Source organism: Kitasatospora sp. NPDC054939, from assembly GCF_053610105.1.
Genome location: NZ_JBSGXP010000068.1, coordinates 1 through 19736, shown reverse-complemented (window position 1 = coordinate 19736; position 19736 = coordinate 1). Strand labels below are relative to the sequence as shown.

At 74.8% G+C, this 19736-nt stretch carries 19 protein-coding genes; 11 read left to right on the top strand and 8 right to left on the bottom strand.

The genetic code is table 11. The features are described 5' to 3' along the window. Positions 1-17: 17 nt before the first annotated feature. A complete protein-coding gene (locus ACWGB8_RS20350) occupies positions 18-473 on the top strand; it encodes a hypothetical protein (protein WP_452214919.1) in 456 nt (151 codons plus the stop codon). Positions 474-495: 22 nt separating this feature from the next. On the opposite strand, the gene ACWGB8_RS20345 is transcribed toward ACWGB8_RS20350, so the two are convergent. The 3 genes from ACWGB8_RS20345 to ACWGB8_RS20335 form a co-directional block, all read right to left on the bottom strand. Beyond that, positions 496-1359 (bottom strand): alpha/beta fold hydrolase, encoded by an 864-nt coding sequence (locus ACWGB8_RS20345; protein WP_452214936.1) that lies wholly within the window; start codon positions 1357-1359, stop codon positions 496-498. 23 nt (positions 1360-1382) lie between these two features. Beyond that, positions 1383-2261: a DUF4231 domain-containing protein gene (locus tag ACWGB8_RS20340; protein WP_452214918.1), complete on the bottom strand. Its 879-nt coding sequence runs from the start codon at positions 2259-2261 to the stop codon at positions 1383-1385. Between the two features lie 160 nt (positions 2262-2421). Next, positions 2422-3186 (bottom strand): sugar isomerase domain-containing protein, encoded by a 765-nt coding sequence (locus tag ACWGB8_RS20335; RefSeq protein ID WP_452214917.1) that lies wholly within the window; start codon positions 3184-3186, stop codon positions 2422-2424. 220 nt (positions 3187-3406) lie between these two features. Between ACWGB8_RS20335 and ACWGB8_RS20330 the strand changes: the two genes are divergently transcribed. After that, entirely contained in the window at positions 3407-4099 is a 693-nt protein-coding gene (locus ACWGB8_RS20330) for a metal-dependent transcriptional regulator (RefSeq protein ID WP_452214916.1), read from the top strand. A gap of 470 nt (positions 4100-4569) precedes the next feature. Here the strand turns inward: ACWGB8_RS20330 and ACWGB8_RS20325 are convergent, their stop codons facing one another. Continuing rightward, on the bottom strand, positions 4570-5277 hold the full coding sequence (locus ACWGB8_RS20325) for a bifunctional DNA primase/polymerase (protein WP_452214915.1): 708 nt from the start codon (positions 5275-5277) through the stop codon (positions 4570-4572). 302 nt (positions 5278-5579) lie between these two features. On the opposite strand from ACWGB8_RS20325, the gene ACWGB8_RS20320 reads away from it, so the two are divergent. Next, positions 5580-6956 (top strand): transcriptional regulator, encoded by a 1377-nt coding sequence (locus ACWGB8_RS20320; protein WP_452214914.1) that lies wholly within the window; start codon positions 5580-5582, stop codon positions 6954-6956. A gap of 162 nt (positions 6957-7118) precedes the next feature. Then, complete coding sequence (locus ACWGB8_RS20315) at positions 7119-8273, top strand: hypothetical protein (RefSeq protein WP_452214913.1); 1155 nt, start codon at positions 7119-7121, stop codon at positions 8271-8273. A gap of 133 nt (positions 8274-8406) precedes the next feature. Here ACWGB8_RS20315 and ACWGB8_RS20310 read toward each other — a convergent pair whose 3' ends face one another. Further along, positions 8407-9702 (bottom strand): ABC transporter substrate-binding protein, encoded by a 1296-nt coding sequence (locus ACWGB8_RS20310; RefSeq protein WP_452214912.1) that lies wholly within the window; start codon positions 9700-9702, stop codon positions 8407-8409. Between the two features lie 172 nt (positions 9703-9874). Here ACWGB8_RS20310 and ACWGB8_RS20305 point away from each other — a divergent pair, with 172 nt between their 5' ends. Further along, positions 9875-10390: an SCO4402 family protein gene (locus tag ACWGB8_RS20305; RefSeq protein ID WP_452214911.1), complete on the top strand. Its 516-nt coding sequence runs from the start codon at positions 9875-9877 to the stop codon at positions 10388-10390. A gap of 132 nt (positions 10391-10522) precedes the next feature. Next, positions 10523-11389 carry a formyltetrahydrofolate deformylase gene (purU, locus tag ACWGB8_RS20300; protein ID WP_452214910.1) on the top strand — a complete coding sequence of 289 codons (867 nt, stop codon included), beginning with the start codon at positions 10523-10525 and terminating at the stop codon, positions 11387-11389. 65 nt (positions 11390-11454) lie between these two features. Here the strand turns inward: purU and ACWGB8_RS20295 are convergent, their stop codons facing one another. Together ACWGB8_RS20295 and ACWGB8_RS20290 are read right to left on the bottom strand one after the other, a co-directional pair. After that, complete coding sequence (locus ACWGB8_RS20295; protein ID WP_452214909.1) at positions 11455-12708, bottom strand: zf-HC2 domain-containing protein; 1254 nt, start codon at positions 12706-12708, stop codon at positions 11455-11457. Continuing rightward, positions 12705-13298 (bottom strand): sigma-70 family RNA polymerase sigma factor, encoded by a 594-nt coding sequence (locus ACWGB8_RS20290; RefSeq protein WP_452214908.1) that lies wholly within the window; start codon positions 13296-13298, stop codon positions 12705-12707. The genes ACWGB8_RS20295 and ACWGB8_RS20290 overlap by 4 nt, the downstream gene beginning before the upstream one ends. A gap of 545 nt (positions 13299-13843) precedes the next feature. Here ACWGB8_RS20290 and ACWGB8_RS20285 point away from each other — a divergent pair. Continuing rightward, positions 13844-14365 carry an ATP-binding protein gene (locus ACWGB8_RS20285; RefSeq protein WP_452214907.1) on the top strand — a complete coding sequence of 174 codons (522 nt, stop codon included), beginning with the start codon at positions 13844-13846 and terminating at the stop codon, positions 14363-14365. A gap of 402 nt (positions 14366-14767) precedes the next feature. Here ACWGB8_RS20285 and ACWGB8_RS20280 read toward each other — a convergent pair whose 3' ends face one another. Further along, positions 14768-15925: a GlxA family transcriptional regulator gene (locus tag ACWGB8_RS20280; RefSeq protein ID WP_452214906.1), complete on the bottom strand. Its 1158-nt coding sequence runs from the start codon at positions 15923-15925 to the stop codon at positions 14768-14770. 116 nt (positions 15926-16041) lie between these two features. On the opposite strand from ACWGB8_RS20280, the gene ACWGB8_RS20275 reads away from it, so the two are divergent. From ACWGB8_RS20275 to ACWGB8_RS20260, 4 genes are all read left to right on the top strand, one after another. Further along, a complete protein-coding gene (locus tag ACWGB8_RS20275) occupies positions 16042-17361 on the top strand; it encodes an MFS transporter (protein ID WP_452214905.1) in 1320 nt (439 codons plus the stop codon). Between the two features lie 19 nt (positions 17362-17380). After that, positions 17381-17908 (top strand): N-acetyltransferase family protein, encoded by a 528-nt coding sequence (locus ACWGB8_RS20270; RefSeq protein ID WP_452214904.1) that lies wholly within the window; start codon positions 17381-17383, stop codon positions 17906-17908. 95 nt (positions 17909-18003) lie between these two features. After that, a complete protein-coding gene (locus tag ACWGB8_RS20265; protein ID WP_452214903.1) occupies positions 18004-18354 on the top strand; it encodes a DUF4229 domain-containing protein in 351 nt (116 codons plus the stop codon). A 28-nt stretch (positions 18355-18382) separates the two neighbouring features. After that, positions 18383-19594, top strand: a complete 1212-nt coding sequence (locus tag ACWGB8_RS20260) for a LacI family DNA-binding transcriptional regulator (protein ID WP_452214902.1) — start codon at positions 18383-18385, stop codon at positions 19592-19594. Positions 19595-19736 lie beyond the last annotated feature (142 nt).

The window sequence follows — 19736 nt, the reverse complement described above, 5'->3', positions numbered from 1 at the left end:
CGTTTCTTTGTGTTTGTTTGTGTTTTTTTTTTTTTTTTCAAGAGCGGGCGGCCCCCGGGCCCCCCGCGGGGCCCCCCCCCCCCCCCACCGCCGTCGCCGAGGCGATCGCCGACCACGCCCGCCCCGGCGCCGGCCCCCGCGAACGCATCCTCGACGTCTTCGACTACCTCGCCGACTGGTTCGCCCGGCCCGGCTTCCGGGGCTGCGCCTTCATCAACTCCTACGGCGAACTCGGCGGCGTCTCACCGGAGGTCGCCGAGCTGGTCCGGGCCCACAAGCGGGCGCTGAACGGGCACTTCGCCCGGCTGGTGGCCGCGCTCGACGGCCCCCCGGTGCTGGCCGCGCAGCTCGGCCTGCTCGCCAACGGCGCGATGGCCACCGCCGGCATCCTCGGCGGCACCGAACCGGCCGCCCAGGCCCGCGCCGCCGCCGAGGTGCTGCTCGACGCGGCGCTCCCGGCCGCGGCGGCCTGAGGGGCCGACCCGGGGATCCGGCTCAACCGTCCTGGCCGGCCGCCCATTTGAGCGCCTGGGTGAGCACCCGCAGGGCGCCGAAGTGGGCGGCGCCGGGCTCCAGGAAGAGCGAGGCGCCGGGGATGTGGTCGGCCAGCCAGCGGGAGTGGTCGACCGGCGAGAACTGGTCGTCGGCGCCGTGCCAGAGCAGGGTCGGCGCCGCGATCGACTCCACCTTGCAGCCCCAGTCGGCGGTGAACGCCAGGATGTCGTCGATCCAGCCGTCCGCGTTCTGCCGGAACGCCTCCCGGTAGTTGCTCTGCAGCATCCGGCGGATCCCGGCGACCGCCACCACCTCCCGGTCCGCGGGGGGCAGTTCGGGCCGCAGGCCCTTCAGCAGGCTGACCGGGTCGGCCTTGATCTGCCGGGAGCGGAACTCCAGGCTGTCCGCGATCCGGTGGTGGCCGCGCTCGGCCTCCCGGTAGGTCCGGACGTTGGACGCCGTCATACCGGAGTACCAGTCCAGCCCGGCCGCGTCGCGCGGCGCCAGGCTCACCAGGGCGGCCACCCGGAGCACCCGGTCCGGCAGCAGGGCCGCGCAGGCCAGCGCGTGCGGCCCGCCGCCGGAGCGGCCCACCACCGCGAAGCCGGCCAGCCCCAGGTCGTCCGCGATGATCCGCACGTCGGTCGCCGCCGCGCCGACCCGCCGCCCGGGCAGCCGCGAGGAGTCGCCGTACCCCGGCCGGTCGAAGGAGATCAGCCGGACGCCCAGCCGGTACAGCACGGTGCTGCGCGGGTGCGGGCCGATTCGGCTGCCCGGCATGCCGTGCATCAGGAACACCGGCCGTCCGCGCGGGTCCCCGTGGGTCTCGACGGCCAGGGTGCGGCCGTCCGGCGTCTTCACCATCCGTACTGCCACGTGCGGCCTCCTCAGTGGTCCCGGCCGCGCACCTCGCGGCGGGCCTGCCAGGTGGTGTGCTCGCGGGAGACCGCGTCCTCGGCGTCCCTGGCGAGCCGGGCCCAGACCTCCTCGGCGTCGGCCGCCGCGAGGTCCAGCCCGGTGAGCTGGCGCCGGACCAGCTCCAGTTCGTCGGCGGCCAGTGCGTACGCGGCGGCCAGCGGCCGGTACTGGCGCAGCTGCGTCCAGGCGGTCACCGCGGCGGCCAGCGCCGAGACGGCGCCGAACGCGTCCACGGCGGGGCCGCCCAGGGCCCGCAGCAGGGCCAGGGCCAGTCCGAGCAGCGGCAGCGCCACGCAGAGCGCCCCGGTCCACCGTCCGGCCCGGGCGCAGGCCCGGGCCTTGCGGCCGTACCAGGCCTGCTGCACCCGGATGCGCTCGCGCAGGTACACCTCGCGGCGCACCGCGAGCGGCTGCCCGCGCAGCAGGCGCATCCCGTCGGTGATCCCGTCGCCGGCCCCGGCGCCCGGCGCCACCGCCGGGCCGCCGCGGAAGGCCCCCAGCACCTCCTCCAGCTGGAAGCGGTAGAGGCCCTCGGCGTCCGGCAGCGCGCGCGGCGGCGGCCGGTGGGCGTCGGCCCGCACCGCGTACTTCCAGGCCAGCGTCTTGACCGACTCGGCGGCGGCCCGGCCCTCGTACCAGAGCGCCTGCGGGTTCTGCCGGCCGGTCACCGCGGCGAGCACGGCCGCGCCCAGGTAGCCGGCCGCGGCCGCCCAGGCACCGGGGCGCCCGCCCGCGGAGCCGGCCGCCGCGGCGGCGACCAGCAGGGCCAGCGCCCAGCCGGACAGCAGGACGGTGCGCCGCTGGCCGTGCAGCGAGGCCGAGTCGGCGGTCCGGAACGGCCCCGGCATCAGGTCGTCCTCGCGCAACCGGTCCGTCGGACCCGCCCCCGATGCCATCCCCGGCCCCCACCCGTCGCTCGCGTCGCAGCCGGTCCCGTGCCCGCCGCCGCCCGCCGGTACGCCCGGTCCGCGGACGCTTGGCCGGGAAGCCCCGCAGGTTGTCCAGTACTCAGTAGGTGTAGAAGATCCGGTCCGCGTTGTCGGCCATCTGCTTGGCGTTCCACTCGGTGCCGCCGGGCACGTTGCCGGAGCGGAACAGCGGCGGGGCCGCGGCGGTGCCGGCCGCCGCCGCGTCGGCGAGCCGGCCGACCGCGGAGGCCACCACGGCCTGCATCAGCGCGCTGGTCACGATGGTGGAGACCGGCCCGAAGGTGGTCTCGGCGGCGGGGTGGGTCAGCTCGCCGTCGCCGACCGCGATCTTGTTGTCGAGCACCACGTCGCAGTGGTCCTTGAGGTACGTGCCCGAGGGGTGAGCCGAGGGCACCTCGCCCGGGTACGCCAGCGAGGTCACCCCGATCACCTTCAGGCCGCGGGCGCGGGCGTGCTGGGCCAGTTCGACCGGCATCACCTGGCGGCCGGAGAGCGAGATCAGGAAGAGCAGGTCGCCGGCGGCGGCGGGGGTCAGGTCCAGCGTGGTGGTGGCCAGGCCGGAGACCCGCTCCAGGGCGCTGGACAGCGGCGCCGGCATCACCGTGACGCCGGACATACCGGGGACGTCCAGCAGGTTGACCGGCACCAGCCCGCCGGCCCGGTAGACGACGTCCTGCGCGGCCAGCGAGGAGTGGCCGGAACCGAAGGTGAAGACCCGGCGGCCCCCGGAGACCGCGTCGGCCAGCAGTACGGCCGCCGCCTCGATGTTCTCCGCCTCCTCGGCGCGGACCCGCCGGAGGTGGGCGATCGCGGCGTCGAAGTACGTGCCGACCAGGTCGCTCATCGGTTGCCTTCACTCTCTGCCGGTGGGGGAGCCGGCCTGGCGGGGCGGTCGCGGTGGCCGGACCGCCGATGGAGAAAGCTACGGCGAGCACGGTGCTGCCTCACCCGTACCGCTGTCAACAGGAACGAAAAGCCGCCCCGGACACCCCTGCCCGGGCCCGGTTGTCAGTGCGGTACGTCAGAATTGGCGGTGAGGACACCGAAGAACGGAGCCAGCGGCGATGTCTGGGCTGATCGACACGACTGAGATGTACCTTCGCACCATCCTGGAGCTGGAGGAAGAGGGCATCACCCCGATGCGTGCCCGCATCGCGGAGCGCCTGGAGCAGAGCGGCCCCACGGTCAGCCAGACGGTCGGGCGGATGGAGCGCGACGGCCTGCTCCGGATCGCCGGCGACCGGCACCTGGAGCTCACCGAGGAGGGCCGTCGGCTGGCGGTGCGGGTGATGCGCAAGCACCGCATCGCCGAGTGCCTGCTGGTCGACGTGATCGGCCTCGAATGGGAGCAGGTGCACGAGGAGGCGTGCCGCTGGGAGCACGTCATGAGCGAGACGGTCGAGCGCAAGGTCCTGGCGATGCTCGGCCACCCCACCCAGTCCCCGTACGGGAACCCGATCCCGGGCCTGGACGAGCTGGGCGACCCCAAGGCCGAGGGCGAGGGCTTCGACGCCGACCTGGTGACGCTGGACTCGGTCAAGCCGGGCGAGGACGGCGAGAGCGTGGTCGTGCACCGGATCGGCGAGCCGATCCAGACCGACGGTGAGCTGATGCGGACCCTGCGCCGGGCCGGCATCCGCCCCGGCTCCACGGTCCAGGTGGCGCCCGGCGTGGGCGGCGTGCTGGTGGGCAGCGGCGACGACGCGGCCGAGCTCGGCAAGGACATCGCGGCGCACGTCTTCGTGGCCCGGGCCTGAGTCCTTCCCCCGCCGGGCCAGCGGGCCGGCGGTGGGCGGGAGGACCGACCGGGGCCCGGCGCGCTCCCCGTGCGCGCCGGGCCCTGTCCGCCCTCCCGGTTCCCCTCCACCGCGTCACCGGCCTCCCCGAGCTCGGCCGGTGACGCGGCCCCCCGCTTCCCCTCCCTGTTCCCCTCCGGTTTCCCTCCCACCGCCGCGCCCGGCTTCCCCGTCCGAGCGCCCCTCCGGCGTCCCCTCACGCTGGAATTTCTCCCCTCGGCAGATCATGGCAATCCTTGAGCGCCGTCACTCGTACGAGGGGCTTCTGCCGTTGACCAGCGGGTACACCGATCCCTTATCCGCACGCACGTGTGACGGGCCCCGTCTCCGGTGGGAAACGGGGCCCGTCAGGTGCGCGCGGGGTCTCGCGCGGTGCACGCCCTCACCCGATAGGCGGAGGGCGGCCGTCCTCGAAACGGTGAAAGACGGGGTCAGCGCACCGCCGCCGGTTGGGCCGGCTGGGGGCGCGCCGCCGGGGCCTCGCGGCCGCACGCGTACGCCAGCGGGCTGATCAGCTCGGCGGCGTCCGGCAGCCAGCGGTTCAGTGCGGAGGGCGAGCGGGCCCACTGGGCGAAGCCGCACGGCCCCACCCGGGACGGCGGGGCCACCGTCCAGTCGCCCTCGCCGCGGGCCACCAGGTCGAGCCGGCCGGGCGGCCAGCCGAGCCGGCGGAGCATCTCGGGGAGCTTGGCCGCGACCCCGGGCAGCACCAGGAAGTGCAGCCGCCGCCCGACCCGCCCCGGCGCGGCCGGCACCACGACCACCGGGCCGAGCTGGAGGTCCATCCGCTCCATCCGGGCCAGCGCCAGGCAGCCCGCCGTCTCCGGCACGTCCAGCACGTCGAAGGAGCGGCCGGTCGGCAGCAGGATGGACGCCTGCGGGCGCTCGGTCCACCAGCGGCGCGCCGCGCCGGGCCCGGCGCTGGCCTTGCGGGCCCAGTCCGCGTCGATCGGGTGCGCCCCGGGCAGCGGGCAGCGGGCGTCGCCGCACGAGCAGCGGGCCGGCCCGTCGCCGTCGATCAGCCAGGCGCCCGGGGCGACCTCCCAGTGGCGGTTCTCGGCGTAGCTGACGGCTTCGATGAGCAGCGGGGGCAGATCGGCGTTGCTGCCCTGGTCGGGGGCTCCTGGGATGTCTTCCACGCGCTGCTCAACTACCGTGCGTGAGGCTGGTTACGGCCGGACGGGCGTGGAGTCCCGCGCGACGGCAATGTCACCCGATCCGGTGAGCCACCGTTGCGGACCGGCGGAGGACGGGCGCAGTGGGGGCGCACGGGAGCATTTCACCGGGCGCGTGGGGGGTCGGCATCGTCACCGCGGGTATCCCGGTGGCGTTGCTGATCGCTAACCTGGTGTCAGATTCCTTGGACGGTCGGACAGTCGGCAACAGATCAGCAGAATCGTCGCCCGCCGGCCGGGACCGGAGGGTGTGGGGAGGCGAAGCCATGGCCGCGAGACCACTTGTCGCACGACAGCCCAACGAGCGTCTGCAGCAGCTGATTCAGGAGGCAAGCTGCTCCAACGCCGGCCTGGCACGCCGGGTCAACCTCTGCGGGGCGGAGCACGGCCTCGACCTGCGATACGACAAGACGTCCGTCGCGCGCTGGCTGCGGGGCCAGCAACCGCGCGGGCAGGCACCGGCGGTGATCGCCGAGGCCCTCGGACGCAAACTCGGCCGCGGCGTCTCGGTCGAGGAGATCGGGATGGCCGACGGCAAGAACCTCAGCTCCGGCATCGGGCTGCAGTTCGCGCCGACCCTGAGCGCGGCCCTGGAGCAGGTCTGCGAGTTGTGGCGCAGCGACGTCGGCCGGCGGGACTTCCTCACCGGCGCCACGGTCGCGGCCTCCGCCCTGGTCGAGCCCAGCCGGGACTGGCTGATCACCCCGCCGGACCCGGTGGTGGCGCGCACCGGCGGGCCGCGGGTCGGCCCGACGGACGTGGCCGCGATCAAGGCGACCACCGCGATGCTGGTCGACCTCGACCACCGCTTCGGCAGCGGGCACGTGCGCCCGGTCGTCGTCCACTACCTCAACAGCGTGGTCTCCGGGCTGCTCGGCGGCGCGTACCGGGAGGAGACCGGTCGGCAACTCTTCGCGGCGGTGGCCCGGTTGACCGAGCTGGCGGGCTACATGGCGGTGGACACCGGGCAGCCGGGCCTGGCCCAGCGCTACTACATCCAGGCCCTGCGACTGGCCCAGGCGGCCGACGACCGCGGGTACGGCGGGTACGTCCTGGCGGCGTCGATGAGCCACCTGGCAGCCACCCTCGGCAATCCGCGAGAGATCGCCCAACTGGCCCGTGCGGCCCAGGAGGGCGCCCGCTCGGTGGCCACCCCGACGGCGATGGCGATGTTCTACGCGGCCGAGGCCCGCGGCCACGCCCTGCTGGGGGACGCCCGCTCCTGCGAGGCGGTCGCGGCCAAGGCGCTGGAGATGATGGAGAAGCGCCGCCCGGAGGACGACCCGGACTGGATCGTGCACTTCGACGACGCCTACCTGGCCGACGAGCTGGCCCACTGCCACCGGGACCTGGAGCAGGCCGGCCCCGCCGAGCACTACGCCCGGCGGGCGCTCGACCTGCACCCGCCGACCAGGGTCCGGCGCCGCGCGGTGGACCTCGTGCTGCTGGCGACCGCCCAGCTCCAGCAGCGGGACCTCGAACGCGCCTGTGAGACGGGCGCGCAGGCGGTGCGGCTGCTGAGCGGGCTGCGCTCCAACCGGGGGGTCGAGTACCTGGACGAGTTCCGGCGCCGGCTGGAGCCCTTCCGGGAGCAGCGGGTGGTCCGCGAATTCCAGGCGCGGGCCGAGGCGGAGGCCGCCTGACCTGCGGGCATGGACGGTCTGTGAGGATGTTCCGCCCACGTGGTCACCCGGTTCGGCGAACCGGTAGCGTGGGCGGGACGTCCAAGGAGCTGTGATGCTCCCCAGAACCGAAGCGATGTGGTCCGCCGTCAGCGCGCGGGCGTGCACAGGTGAGGAACCCCGTTGAGCCAGCGCCGCTCGTACCCCAACTCGGGGGACTTCAACCTGGACGACCTGTTCCGCCCCGAGCCGGGCGGACAGCCGGGACAGCCCGCCCAGCCGGGTCAGCCCGGGCCCCAGCCGCAACCGCCCGCGTACGGCGTGCCGCCGCAGCAGCAGTCGTACCCGCCCCAGCAACCGCCGCTGGAGGCGCCGCAGCACTACGGGGCCGCCCCGTACGAGGCGCCCCAGGGCTACGACACGGGCCAGGGGTACGGGGCGGGCCAGGGGTACGGGGCGGGCCAGGGGTACGGAGCCCGGCCCGGCCATCCCGTGCCGGAGCACGCCGCGGAGACCCAGTACCTGCCGCCGTACCCGGGCGCCGCGCCGCAGCAGCCGCCCGCCCCGCAGGCCCCGCCGGGCAACCTGGCGTTCCAGGACCACCCCACCGCGTACGTCCCGCAGCAGCACGGTGCCCCGCTGCCCCCGCCGGGGATGCCCGGGCCCGCGGCGCCGGTCCGTGCGGAGGGCCCCGGCCGCTCCTCCAACAAGCTGATCATCGGCGGGGTGGCGGCCGGCTGCGTGGCGGCTGCCGTCCTGGTGGCGGTCCTGATGAGCGGGGACGACGAGGACGGGGCGAAGCCCACCACGGCCGCCCCGGTCGTCACCGGCACCGCCACGGCCACCGCCACCGGGTCGGCGAGCGCCTCGACCGCGGTGAGCCCGGAGGTCAAGGCCCAGGCCCAGGCGCTCTCCGACCTGCTGGGCACCGCCAACGACAGCCGGCAGGCGGTCGTCAACGCGGTCGCCTCGGCGCAGAAGTGCGAGAAGCTGCCCGAGTCGCAGCAGGCGCTGACCGGCGCGGCGGGCCAGCGCAAGGACCTGCTGACCAAGCTCGCCGGGCTGAAGACCGACAAGCTGCCCAGCGGTCCGCAGCTGGTCGAGCAGCTCAACCAGGCGTGGCAGGCCTCGGCGACCGCCGACGACGAGTACGCGCTCTGGGTCGGCGACATCCAGGCCCCGGGCGCCTGCGACCCCAAGAAGCTCGACAACCCGCACTACAAGAACGCGGCGGCCGCCAGCGGCACGGCGACCACCGCCAAGAAGCAGGCGTCCTCGCTGTGGAACGGCATCGCCGGGCAGACCGGCCTCCCGACCAAGTCCGCCGCCGAGCTCTGAGCCGCCGGTTCCGAGCCGCCGAACCGCTCGGCGCCGACCCGCCGGGCTCCCGGCCCGAGCGGTCCCGGCGGCCGACGCGCAGGGGGCCGGACCGTCCGTCCGGCCCGACCCCCTCGCGCGGCGCCCCCGCGGATCAGGCCGGCGGCCTGCTCCCGGTGAGCACCCAGCGGACGTCCACGAAGCCGGGCTGCTGCAGACCGAGCCGCCCGCCCTTGACCTGCTGGTAGGTGACCCAGGTGTTGACCAGCCGCGGCGATTCGGCACTGGCCAGCATGCTGGTGGTGCCCCAGCTGAGCGGCGGGGTGAGGCCGCCGGTGTCGATCGGATCGCCGCTGTCCAGCACCGAGGTCAGCGATTTGGCGTTGACCGGCCGCCCGGCGGCGGCCAGCCGTTCGACGACCTGCCGGAAGACGTCGTACGCGACCCAGGTGGTCTGCACACCGGGGTCGGCGACGTCGATCGTGCCCCCGGAGGAGGCGCGCGCCACCTCGCGCAGCTGGTTCCAGACCTTGGACGACTCCGGCGGGTACCAGCTGCTGACGTAGGCCCCGGCCAGTGGGCCGCCGTCGCCGCCGGTGGAGTCGACCACCGACTGCTGGACGCTGCCGATCACCGAGGCGATCCTGGTGTTCTTCGGGCCGATCCGGCGGTAGGCGTCCAGCAGGTTGCCGGTGGGCTCGGCGCCCAGGGCGCTGGTGAGGCAGTTGCCCGGCTCGTCCTTGCCCACGGCCTTGCGGACCTGCGCGGTGTAGTCGCTGGACTGCTCCGGCGACTTGACGTCCTGCAGCTTGATCCCGGCCGGCTTGAGCGCGTTGGCCAGGTAGCCGAGCAGGTGGTCGCCGGCCGGGGTGTCGGGGCGGATCAGCGAGATCGACCGGCAGCCGGCGTCGACCAGCTGGCGGCCGCTGCCGGCGATCAGCGCGGGCATACCGCCGCCGACCGGGTACGACAGCGGGCTGCCGAACTCGGCCTGGGAGAGCCCGTACCCGCCGATGAACGGGATGCCGGCCCGCTCCAGGACGGTCATGAAGCGCTCGCCGTGCTGGCTGTAGGAGCCGACGACGGCGACGGCCTTGGCGTCGACGGCCTGCTGGGCGCAGGCAGCGACCCCGTCGGGGCTGTTGTGCTCGTTGCAGGTGAGGACCTTGAGCTTGCGCCCGTGCAGTCCGCCCTTGGCGTTGAGGTCCCGGCCGATCGCCTCGGCGAGCGCGGTCATCCCGGGGCGGTCGGTGGCGCCCGTGCCGGACGGGGCCCAGGTCATCACGGTGAGGTCGCCGCCGTTGGTGGCGGCATCGGCCGGTCCGCCGCACGCGGAGACCGAGAAGAGGGTGGGGAGCAGGGCCACGGCGGTGACCGCTGCGACGATCGGACGGCGGCGGCGCGCGGCGACCGACTTCCGATCCTGGGACGCGCCCCTTCGGCTGGTCATGGGTCTTTCCCTCCCTGGCGCTCTGCGGCGCACTGGCACCAGGTAAGCCCGCACGCCACAAGCCGAGAGGGCCGAAAAGCGAACGGAGGGCCAACGGCGCCATAACTCCGGGCGGGCCGTGTCGTGGACGCGTGTAGAACCTCGACGGTGGGGGAACGTACGATCGCTCTCCATGTCCGCCAGCACAGATTCTTCGCATCGGTCCGCCCGAAACCCTTCTCGTCCGGGGCACCGGTCGAGCACGATGGGCGGCATGCCGCTCAACGACCTGCCCTGGTGGCGCTGGCGAGCCCGACTGCGCTCGGCACTGCACATGCTCTCCGACCCTGCCTTCCAGCAGGAGACCTGGCTGGCCGGGCGGGAGGGCTTCGGTGACGTGACCGACGCCGTCTACCGCCTCGTCGAGGACACCTGGCTGGACCGGTGGTCCGCCGAGAAGTACGTCGGCACGATCTTCCGCGACTCGGCCGAGGCCGCCGTGGTGGACGTCGCCGTGCTGCGGGTGGTCCGCATCCTGCACCAGGTCGGCGCCGACGCCCCGGCCACCGCCTACCTCGGCCACCAGGGCTGGCCGGAGGCCGTCCGGGCCGCGCGCGAGGCGCACGTCCGGCTCACGGTCAACGACGGCGAGGACCCGGACGCCCCGCCCCGCTCGCTGGAGGTCCTGCGGATCCTCACCCAGGTGTGAGCCGGCCCGCTCCCGGTGCGGGCGCGGCGGACGTCCGTGTCCCGCAGTACGGGCAGCGCCGCACGGCGTGTCCGGAATGTGACACGCTGGACCACCCACAACCGCACGAGCTCAGGACGGGACACCCCCACCGTGGATCAGCAGTCGACCAGCGCCCAGTACGTCCTCACGCTGTCCTGCCCGGACAAGCAGGGGATCGTGCACGCGGTCTCCAGCTACCTCTTCATGACCGGGTGCAACATCATCGACAGCCAGCAGTTCGGTGACGGGGACAGCGGCCTGTTCTTCATGCGGGTGCACTTCTCCGCCGCCGAGCCGGTGACCCTGGACAAGCTGCGGGCCAGCTTCTCGGCGATCGGCGCCTCCTTCGGGATGGACTGGCAGATCCACCCGAGCGAGGACCGGATGCGGATCGTCCTGATGGTCTCCAAGTTCGGGCACTGCCTGAACGACCTGCTGTTCCGCACCCGGATCGGCGCGCTGCCGGTGGAGATCGCCGCCGTGGTCTCCAACCACACCGACTTCCGCGAGCTGACCGAGAGCTACGGCATCCCCTTCCACCACATCCCGGTCACCCGGGACACCAAGGCCGACGCCGAGCAGCAACTGCTCGACCTGGTGGAGAAGGAGCAGGTCGAACTGGTCGTCCTGGCCCGCTACATGCAGGTGCTGTCGGACGAGCTGTGCACCGCGCTCTCCGGCCGGGTGATCAACATCCACCACTCCTTCCTGCCGAGCTTCAAGGGCGCCAAGCCGTACCACCAGGCGTACACCCGCGGCGTGAAGCTGATCGGCGCCACCGCGCACTACGTGACCGCCGACCTCGACGAGGGCCCGATCATCGAGCAGGAGGTGGCCCGGGTGACCCACGACATCACCCCGGACCAGCTGGTCGCGCTCGGCCGGGACGTCGAGTGCCAGGCGCTCGCCCGCGCGGTGAAGTGGCACAGCGAGCACCGGGTGCTGCTCAACGGCACCCGCACCGTCGTCTTCGCCTGACCCCACGAGGCCGCGAGGCCCAAGGCCGCAGGGCCTCGCGGCGCCCGACCCGGGCCCGGGGGCGCTCAGGGCCGGGAGAGCAGCGGGACGGCGCGCAGCAGTTCGCGGATCGCGGCCCGGTCGCCGTGCTCGCCCACCGGCAGTCGGTCCGGGTCGCGGTGCGCGGCGGCCAGCTGGCAGAACTCCAGGCCGTCCAGCACCAGCGAGGCCACCGGCTCGGAGCGCGCGAAGAGCGCCTCCACGCCGTCCACCCCGCCGTCCGGGCCGTCCAGGGGTATCAGCCACTCCCCGGCCGCCGGTCCGTCGATGACCAGCCGCAGTCGCCGTCCGATGGCGTCGCCGGCGCCCCGGACGACCGGTGCGCCCGGCGGCCCCGGCCGGTCGGCGGCGCGCAGGGCGGCCAGCGCGAGCGGCAGCATCCGGGCCGCCAGGTCGATCATCAGCCGCAGGTGCTGCGGGGCCGGCGGGGCGTACGGGTAGGCCACCGCGCGGGCGACGTCCTCGCCGTGCACGAAGCACTCGAAGGCGCGGTCGACGAAGGCGTCCCGCAGCGGGAGGGTGGCGAAGCCGTAGTCCACCGGGGTGTTGCCCTGCGGGGCGAGCGCGGCGGTGCGCACCAGGTCGTGGGTCTGCTTGCGCCAGCGGGCCCGGACCGACTCCGGCGGCTGCCCGGCGAGTTCGGCGGTGAGCCGGGCGGTGCGCCCGGTGATGCCGGCCCACGGTCCGCGCTGCTCCGGCACCCGGGGCGCGGGCCGCGGCGGCCAGGCCTCCTGCGGCGGCACCCGGCGGGCCGGGCCGGTCGTGGCGGTCGTGCCGGTCGTGCCGGGCACGTGACCGTCGGCGTCCGGGCGGCCCGGTACCGGGTCGGGCAGGCCGAGCGCGAGCGCCAGGTAGCCGTCCACCGCGGCCAGGTGGCAGAGCACTTCGGCCGGACGCAACTGCTCGGTGCCGCCGTGCCACGGGAGTTCGGCGACCTCCTGCCACTCCTCGGGGCCGAGGTCGCGCAGCAGCGAGTCCAGCTTGGCGGTCTCGGCCGTGTACGGAACGCTCCAGGCGGGGACGGGCAGTTCGGCGGGGCGGCGGGCCAGGCACCAGTCGATCACCTGCTGGCGCAGCGCCACCGGCTGGTCGAGCGGCTCGTCGACGGCGAGCCAGCCCGCGGCGTCCCGCAGCCGGCCGGCCTCCTCGGCGCAGGACCGGCAGCCGGTGAGGTGTCCCGCCAACTCGGCCGCCTCGTGCGGCGGGCAGGCGCCCAGCGCCCAGGCGCCGAGCAGCGAGCGGAGCTCCTCGTGGCGCTGCTCGTCGGCGGTGCCGGTCATCCCGCGCCCTCCTCCGTGCGGTCGTCGTCCGCCTGCGGGGCGGGCTCGTCGGCGAGTTCGGTGGCCAGAAGCTCCAGGCCGAGCCGCATCCGCTGCTTGGCGGCCTGCTCGCTGATGCCGAGCCGGCGCGCGGTCTCCCGGTAGGTGCGGCCGTCGTAGTAGGTGACCGTGACGGTCTCGCGCAGGGACCGCGGCAGCGAGTCGACCACGTACCGGGCCCGGGCCGCGGTGGCGACGGCGCGTATCTCGTCCTCCCCGTCGCCGCCCGGGCCGTGGCCGCTGCGGGCGTCGGCGGGGGCGCCGCGGCGCAGCCGGAGGCGGTCCACCGCGCGGCGGTGGGTGAGGGCGCCGAGCCAGGAGCGCAGCGAGCCCAGGGCCGGGTCGAAGGACTCGGGGTGCTCCCAGAGGTGGGCGAACACCTCGCGGGTGAGCTGGTCGGCGGCGGCCTGGTCGGCCAGTATCCGCGAGGCCAGCCCGTGCACCATCGGGGCGAGTCGGTCGTAGAGCTCGCCGAGGGCGGTCTCCTCGCCGCGCGCGAGCCGCCGTTGGAGCTGTTCGTCCCAGCGGGGGCTCCGCCCGGGGGCGGCCATGGTCAACCACCCTCCCGTCGTGGAATTCCGGCTGCGGTCCGATTGCTACTCAACGGTATATCGCGGGAGTTCGGGGACGGGGGGATTCCGTGAAGAATGGAACGGGGAGTTTCGGATCCCGCGGCCGGTCCGCTGCGGCCCGCCCCTCGGATCGTCACATCGTGGGACGGTCGGCCGATCCCGCTGTTCGAAGGCCGTTGGACATATGTCGCACGGGTGGTTCGCGAGTGGCGGGCGTGGTGCCGGGCCCTTCCGGCGATAGGTTCGCCCCGGTGCGTCCGACGGGCCGGTCCGGTTGCCGGTGCGAGGCTCGCCAGAGTGAACGGGACAGTATGCACTGCCCTGTCCCCCGATCGCTGGAATATGCCCGAAGCGCTTGCTGCGGCCCGTCCACCGAATCATCCTGAGGCGTATTCGTGTTGCTGCCAGAACGCGACGGACGAGGGTGCGGCGGCCCGGGCGGCGGCGGGCGCCCGGGGCCGGCCGGCTGGACGGTCCGGCCCGATCGGGACGATGGCCGAACTGCGAGTGCGGGTGGTGGAGCGGTGCAGGTTCTTCAAGTGCAGCTGGCGGTGCGGGCGGACCCTGCCGAGGTCGCCCGGGCCCGGCGGTGGGTGCGGTCGCGGTTGCTCAACCACGGGGTGGACCCGGAGGCCCCGATCGCCGAGACGGTGGTCCTGGTGGTCTCCGAGCTGGTGACCAACGCCGTGGTGCACACCGGCTGTCCGGCGGTGCTGAGGCTCTGTCTGCCGATGGAGGGCAACCCCCTGGACGGCACCCGCGCCGCCGGCGGGGAGCCGGGCGACGGGACCGCGTGCGAGTCGGCGGTGGCCGGCCCGCTGCGGGTGGAGGTCGCCGACGCCAGCCAGGTCGCCCCGGCCCCCCGGCACGCGGGCGGCGACGTGGACGCCACCAACGGCCGCGGGCTGGAGCTGGTGGAGCTGCTGTGCGACCGCTGGGGCTGGTACCCCGACGGCTCGGGCAAGCGCGTCTGGTGCGAGATCGGCGCGGACGCGGCCCCGGTGGACCCGCTGGCGGGTGTCGACTGGGCGGCCCTGGCCCAGTGAACCGCCCCTGAAACGCCCCTGAACTGCGCGCACGGCGCCGTCGGCGGTCCCCCGGATGATCGGTCGGCCGAAAGCTGACGCAACCATTCCGAATTTCTGACTAGCCATTGACGTGACGTATCCGACTGATCACTCTTGGGTGCAGCGCTCCGCCGCGAGGGGACGCCGAGGGGACGCCGAACGCCGTTGTGGTGCTGCTGGGCACAGGGGGACGTTGTCAGCAGGGGGGCCGCAGCAGGTCGCTCGGGTACCGCTTCCTCGGCGAGTGCGGAGAGCGGCCGCGCGGGTTCAGGCTCCGCGCGCCGGGATCGGACGGCGGCGGGGGGTGCTGCGCGCGGGGTGCGCGCGGACTGCCGCCGTCCGATCCGCCCGGCAACTGCCGACCGGAGGGTCGGTTTTCGGTCAGACCCGGACCGCGTCCCCGACGCCTTCGGCGCCGGCCCGGAAGGCCCGCTCGCCGCGACCGGGTTCGCCGCGACCGGGTTCGTCACGGCCGGGTTCGTCACGGCCGGGTTCGTCGGTGCCCCGCTCGTCGGTGCCTCGCTCGCCGACGCCCCGCTCGTCGCCGGAGCGGAAAGCCCGCCGGTAGGCGCTCGGCGCCACGTCCAGCCGCTCGCGCAGCCGCAGCCGCAGTGAGGCCGCCGTACCGAAGCCGCACTCCCGGGCGATCCGGTCGATCGTCAGGTCGGTGCCCTCCAGCAGGAGCCGGGCGCGCTCGGTGCGCTGCAGGGTCAGCCAGTGGCCGGGGCTGCAGCCGGTCTCCTCGCGGAAGCGGCGGGTGAAGGTCCGTACGCTCATGCCGGCGCGGGCGGCGAGCCGTTCCAGGGAGATCGGCTCGTCCAGGTGCTCCAGGGCCCAGGCCCGGGCAGCGGCGGTGCCCTGGCCCGGTTCGGCGGTCTGCCGGGGGAGTTCCACGTACTGCTTCTGTCCGCCCTCGCGCCACGGCGGGACCAGGCAGGTGCGGGCCACCGCGTTGGCGACCGCGCTGCCGTGGTCGCGCCGCACCACGTGCAGGCAGAGGTCGACGCCGGCGGCCACCCCGCCGGAGGTGAGCACGTCGCCGTCGTCGGTGAACAGCACCTCCGGGTCGAGCAGGACCCGGGGGAAGCGCTCGGCGAAGCGGTCGGTGTAGCGCCAGTGGGTGGTGGCCGGGCGGCCGTCCAGCAGGCCGGCGGCGGCCAGGACGAAGGAGCCGGTGCAGATCGAGAGCAGCCGGGTGCCCGGGCGGATCCGGGCCAGTGCCGCGGCCACCGCGGGCGGCAGCTCCCGCTCGGCGGCGGGGCCGGAGTCCTGCGGCCGGGTGCAGTCGGAGGCCGGGACGACCACGGTGTCGGCGACCGCGAGCAGTTCGGGCCCGTGGTCGACGGCGACCCGGAAGTCGGTGCTGGTGGAGACCGGGCGGCCGTCCGGGGTGCAGGTGGCGACCCGGTAGAGCGGCACCCCGTCCGGATCCTTGGCCGACTCGAAGATCCGTGCGGGGATGCCCAGTTCGAAGGCGATCACGCCGTCCAGGGCGAGCACCGCGACCAGGTGCCGCCCGTCCCGTTCGCCGGTCGTCACATCGGCTCCTCTCCACCTCGGGGGGACCAGCCTAGGAGGTGGGTGGCCCGATGTTTGCGAAAGCTGGCAGTCAGGCCACTCGTGGGCCCCCGGGCGTGCCCGTGACACTCGGTCGGGTGAACGAAGCGCAGGTCACGGCCTCCCCCACCGCCCCCGCCCCTCCTCCCGCCCGGACGCCCAGGGTGCACTACGCCTGGGTGGTCGCCGGGGTCTCCCTGCTGGTGCTGCTCGGCTCGGCGGGCTTCCGCTCGGCGCCCAGCCTGATGATGGGCGCGCTGCACGGCGAGTTCGGCTGGTCGCTCGGGACGATCTCCGCCGCCACCTCCGTGAACCTCACCCTCTACGGCCTGACCGCCCCCTTCGCCGCCGCGCTGATGGACCGCTTCGGCGTGCGGCTGGTGGTGGTCTGCGCCCTGCTGACCATCGCCACCGGCGCCGGGCTGACCATGCTGATGACCGAGCCCTGGCAGTTGATCCTCTGCTGGGGCGTCCTGGTCGGGCTCGGCAGCGGTTCGATGGCGGGCGCCTTCGCCACCACCATCACCGGCCGCTGGTTCCAGGCCCGGCAGGGGCTGGTGACCGGGGTGCTCACCGCCGCCGGGGCAGCGGGCAACCTGGTCTTCCTGCCGGTCGGCGCCTGGCTGGTCGAGCACCACGGCTGGCGGTCCGCGGTGGTCGTGGTGTCGCTCGCGGCCAGCGCGGTCGCCGTTCCCGTCCTGCTGCTGATGCGCGAACGCCCGGCCGATCTCGGCCTGCTCCCGTACGGGGCGACCGAGCCGCCGCCCGCGCCGGTCCGGGACGGCCGCGCGCTGGCCCGCTCGCTGCGGGTGCTGCGCTCCTCGCTGGGGCACCGGACCTTCTGGCTGCTGGCCGGCTCCTTCGCGATCTGCGGCGCCACCACCGCCGGTCTGGTCGGCACCCACTTCATCCCGGCCGCGCACGACCACGGCATGCCGGTGACCACGGCGGCCGGACTGCTCGCCCTGGTCGGGGTCTTCGACGTGGTCGGCACGATCGCCAGCGGCTGGTTCACCGACCGCTTCGACCCGGCCCGGCTGCTGGTCACCTACTACGCGCTGCGCGGGATGTCGCTGCTGCTCCTGCCGCAGCTGTTCGCCGGCTCGCTGGAGCCGCCGATCCTGGCCTTCGTGATCTTCTACGGGCTGGACTGGGTCGCCACCGTGCCGCCCACCGTGGCGCTCTGCCGCCGGCACTTCGGCGAGGACGCCCCGATCGTCTTCGGCTGGACGCTGGCCTGCCACCAGATCGGCGCCGCCGCGGTGGCCGGACTGGCGGGCCTGTCCCGGGACGCCTTCGGCGACTACGACCTGACCTGGTACGCGGCCGGCGGCCTGTGCGCGGTCGCCGTCCTGCTCTGCCTGCCGCTGCGGCGTTCACCGGTCGGCGGGAAGCCCGTCACGGCCCCGTCGTCATGAGCCACTACGCTCACGGCTCATGACACTGGTGTTCACCCTCGACCCCGACCTGGACCTCGACCTGCGCGAGGAGATCGTCCGGCTCTGGACGGACGTGAGCAACGCCGGCGGGGCGGTCGGCTTCGTCCCGCCGGTCACCGAGGACGACGTCTGGGTCACCGCGGAGAAGCAGTTCGCCGGGATCGCCCCCGCCGGTCCTGACCGCCTGCTCGTCGCCCGCGAGGAGGGGAGCGGCCGGCTGGCGGGCCTGCTGGTCTTCGCGTCCATGCGGTTCTCGCTGATGGAGCACTGGCGGCTGCTGGTCCGGGTCATGGTGCACCCCGACTTCCAGGGCCGCGGCTACGGCGCCGGGCTGCTGGCCGAGGCGGAGCGGGTCGCCCGCGACTGGGGCCTGGCCGGACTGCGGCTGTACCTGCGCGGCGGCCAGGGGCTGGAGCGCTTCTACACCCGCTGCGGCTGGACCGAGGTCGGCCGGGTGCCCGGCGGCATCCGGGTCGCGCCGGGGGACGACCGCGACGACGTGACCATGTGGCTGGACCTGCGCTGAGCGGCGGGGCGGGCGACCCGTTCCCCGGCGTGCCCGTTCGGCATGCTTCACTGGGAGACCGGTCCCGCCCCCCGCGCAACGAAGGATGTGTCCCAGTGAGCAGCAATGTGAACGGCGGCAAGTCGCACGCGACGCTCCGCTACACCTGCCTGCGCGCCAGCATCTTCCTCGGCTGCCTGCTGGTGGCCCTGGTCCTCGGACACTTCCAGATCATCCCGGTCAGCGGCGAGGCGGGCGTGGTCTTCCTCTTCCTGCTGGCGGCCGTGGTCTCGGCCCCGCTCAGCTACGTCCTGCTGAGCCGCCAGCGCGACGCGATGTCGGCGCAGATCGAGGGCCGGGTCGCCGGCCTGCGCGACCGCACGGCCAAGCGGATCGCCGAGCAGAACGCCGAGGAGGACGCCGCCGACGACGCCGCCCGCGGCGCGGCGCCCGCCCGCCAGGGCTGATCCCGACCGGCCCGCGCCCCCGACACCCGTGCCCGCCACCGCCGAGCCGCCGCCCGTCGACCCCGCGTCCGCCTCCGTTGAGCCCGGGTCCGCCGACGACACGTCCGTCGAGCCCGGCTCCGCCGAGCCCGCGTCCGCCGAGCCCGCGTCCGTCAAGCCCGGGGCCGCGGGGCCCGCAGCTGCCGCCCCGGACGCCGCCCCCACCAGCGGGGTCTGGCCCGCGCCGGTGCGCAGGCCGACCGGCCGGGACGTGGCCCGGCTGGCCGGGGTCTCGCAGGCGACCGTCTCGCTGGTGTTCTCCGGCACCGAGGCCGGCCGCCGGGTCTCCGACGCCACCCGCGACCGCGTGCGCGAGGCGGCCCGCAGCCTCGGCTACCGCCCCCAGGCGGCCGGTCGACAGCTGCGCCTGGGCCGAAGCGGGATGATCCTGCTGGCCGTCCCGAACATCCTCGGCCCGTTCTTCGGCCGGGTGCTGGAGGGCGTCCACGAGGAGGCCGGCAAGCACGGCCTGGCCGTGGTGGTCAGCTCCGGCTGGGGGAGCGCCACCCTCGGCGCCGCGGCCACCACCAGCCGCTTCGACGGCCTGCTGATCTGCTCCCCGGACGACAGCCAGCTCGGCGAGCTGCCGGCCGACACCCCCGCCGTCTTCCTGGACGCCGACCCCGGCACCGACCGGGCCCGCCCCACCGTCGAACTGGACGTGGCCGGCGGGATGCGGGCCGCCGTCGAGCACCTCGTCTCGCTCGGCCACCGCCGGATCGGCCGCCTGCGCTCGACCCACTCCGCGTACACCTTCCGGGTCCGCCAGGCCGCCTTCGAGCGGGCCGCCGCGGAGCTCGGCCTGGCCGTCGTCGAACTCGGCGTCAGCCTCAACGAGGGCCAGCCCGCCGCCCGCGACGCCGCCCACCGGCTGCTGGCGCGCGCCGACCGGCCGCACGCGGTGATCTGCGACGACGACGTGGTGGCCGCCGGGGTCTACCAGGCCGCCGCCGGCCTCGGCCTGCGGGTGCCCGCCGACCTCTCGGTGGTCGGCATCGACAACATCTTCGTCGCCGGGATGCTCGCCCCGCCGCTGACCACGGTCGACCTGCCCGGCGAGGCGCTGGGCCGGGCCGGGGTGGACGCCCTGGCCGGACTGCTGCGCGGCGAGCCGGTCGCCCCGGTCGCGCCGCTGGCCACCGCGCTGGTGCTGCGATCGTCCACGGCCGCTGCCGCGCCCGCTGCCGGTCCGACCGGATGAATTCGGCCGGATGAATTCCCGTCGGACCGGATCGCGCCCTTCGTAGCGGGACGGAGGAGCGGCGCCGAACTTCCGTTCTGTGAATGCTCCGCTGACCGCCCGGCCCGACCGGCCCGCCGCGACGCCGAGCCCCCGCCGACAC